Origin of the sequence: Sphingomonas sp. AOB5, from assembly GCF_029433115.1 — a bacterium.
In the GTDB taxonomy this organism is placed as follows: Bacteria; Pseudomonadota; Alphaproteobacteria; order Sphingomonadales; family Sphingomonadaceae; genus Sphingomonas.
The window spans coordinates 1-2,175 of the sequence record NZ_JARNTV010000128.1; the positions used below are offsets into that span (position 1 = coordinate 1).

The following is a 2,175-nucleotide window of genomic DNA, read 5'->3' on the forward strand; positions in this document are numbered from 1 at the left end:
CCCGCTCCCCCACCCGGCCTCCCACAGAATATGCTGGATGGGAGGCCGGGTGGGGGAGCGGGCTGGAACCGCATCCACGCAAGTGGATCAAACTCTAGTGAACGAAGCGCGCCACCACGTCGCGATAAGAGCGGCTGACCTTCACCGAGGCGCCCGAATCGAGCACCAGGAAGCATTCGCCGTTGGTGTGCGGCTTCACCTGCTTGACCAGGTCGAGATTGACGATGGTCGAACGGTGGACGCGCTGGAAGCGGCGCGGGTCGAGACGCTTTTCGAGGTCCTTCATCGTCTCGCGCAGGATCAGCGTGTTGTCGCCGGTATAGATGCACATGTAATCGCCGGCCGCGTCGATCCGCTCGATCGTATCGACATCGACGCGGAAGATCTGGCCGCGATCCTTGATGTTGATGAGCTTCTCGAACCGGTTCGATGCCAGTTCGCCGCTATCGGCCGCGGCATAATCCTCGGCCGCTTCCGGAGCGACTTCGGTGAGCACTTCCTTGAGCTTCTCGATCTCCTCGGCGCCGCCCTTTTCGCGGAGGCGCTGGCGGACGCGGTCGAGCGTGTCGGCCAGGCGCGATTCCTCGACCGGCTTCATCAGATAGTCGAGCGCCTGCGCCTCGAACGCGCGGATGGCGTGATCCGAATAGGCTGTGACGAAGACGAACAGCGGCGGTTCGACTTCCATAAGGCCCTGAACCACCGAAAATCCGTCGAATCCGGGCATCTGGATATCGAGGAAGACGAGATCGGGCTTGTGGGTCTTGATGGAACGGATCGCTTCGCGGCCGTTCGAGCATTTGTCGATGATCTCGACGTCGTCGTGCTCCTGGAGCCGAAGCTCGAGGCCCTGGATCGCCAGGGGTTCGTCGTCGACGAGAATGGTTCTGATTGTCATGCGGCCTCTCGGTTCGGTTCCTCGATCTGGAACGGGAATTCGATCTCAACGCTGAACCCATGCCCCGGGTTCGATTTGGTCTCGAATCTATGGTCAGGCCCATAAGCCTGCGCCAGACGCTCCCTGATATTGGCTAACCCCACGCCAGTTGAAAGGGTCGGCCGCGCTTTCATCTCGATCAATCCCGGGCCGGTGTCGGATACGCTGATCTGCACCCGTTCTCCGGCGAGCCGAGCGGAAACGGTGATATCGGCCCCATCTTCCTGCGGCGTGACCGCATATTTGATGGCGTTTTCCACCAGCGGCTGAAGCAGCAGCGAGGGCAGCCGCGCTTTGGCGACACGTGGGTCGATCTCGAAATGGGTGCGCAGCCGTTCGTCGAAGCGCATCTTCTCGATCTCGAGATAGAGTTTCAGCGTCTCCGCCTCCTGCGCCAATGTGACATGCGCAGTCGGCTCGTTGGCCAAGGTGTAGCGCAGGAACGAACTGAGGCGGGACAGCATGATGTTGGCGCGCTCGGTCTGTTTGAGCAGCACCAGCGTGGAGATCGAGTTGAGCGTGTTGAACAGGAAATGCGGGTTGAGCTGATACCGCAGCATCGCCAGCTGGGCGTAGCTTGCCTGATGCTCGAGCACCTGCATCTGATCCGCCTGCTCCTCGACGATCAGATAGAAATTGATGCCGAAATACAGCGCCGACCAGCCCGCCAGCACGGTGAAATTGAGGAAGGTCGAAGCGAACACCACCGGCAGGCTGATCCCCGGATCGACCATCTTCGAATTGAAGAACGAGAAGGTGAAGGCGTTCATCACCGCATAGAGCATCGTCGCCAGCGCCAGCGTGGCCAGCGTCAGCACGATGCCCGGAATGGCGGGCAGGCGGCGATACAGGCTGTAGAGCGCGGCCAGCAGGAGGGTGAGGCAATAGCCGATGATCGAATCGAAGATCGGGCGGATCACGCCCACCACTGTCAGCTCGTTCGAGATCGACGAGACGGTGCGCAGCACGAGATAGCCGCTCCACCCCACCGCCTGCAGCATCCAGAAAGCGCGGCTCTTGTCCTCGAAGAAAGGTCGCACGAGAATCGAGGGCCGCGGGATCGCGGTGGGCAGGAGGCGCAGCCTGGGTCGTAGGGGTTCGAGCACGTACCCGCTCTAACACCGCTGGCGTGACGCGGCAAAGAGGGGCAGATTACGCGTCGGCAAGGTTACGGTGCCGGCCCGCTCCCCACCCGGCCACCCAACGGAAGTATATTCTATGGGTGGCCGGGTGGGGAG

Annotated in this window: 2 protein-coding genes; both read right to left on the minus strand. The window is 61.7% G+C overall.

Translation table 11 applies throughout. The features are described from left to right. Positions 1 to 94: 94 nt before the first annotated feature. Positions 95 to 898: a LytTR family DNA-binding domain-containing protein gene (locus P1X14_RS21960; RefSeq protein WP_277317554.1), complete on the minus strand. Its 804-nt coding sequence runs from the start codon at positions 896 to 898 to the stop codon at positions 95 to 97. Then, positions 895 to 1,938, minus strand: a complete 1,044-nt coding sequence (locus P1X14_RS21965; protein WP_277317555.1) for a histidine kinase — start codon at positions 1,936 to 1,938, stop codon at positions 895 to 897. Before P1X14_RS21965 ends, P1X14_RS21960 begins: the two co-directional genes overlap by 4 nt. Between the last annotated feature and the right edge of the window lie 237 nt (positions 1,939 to 2,175).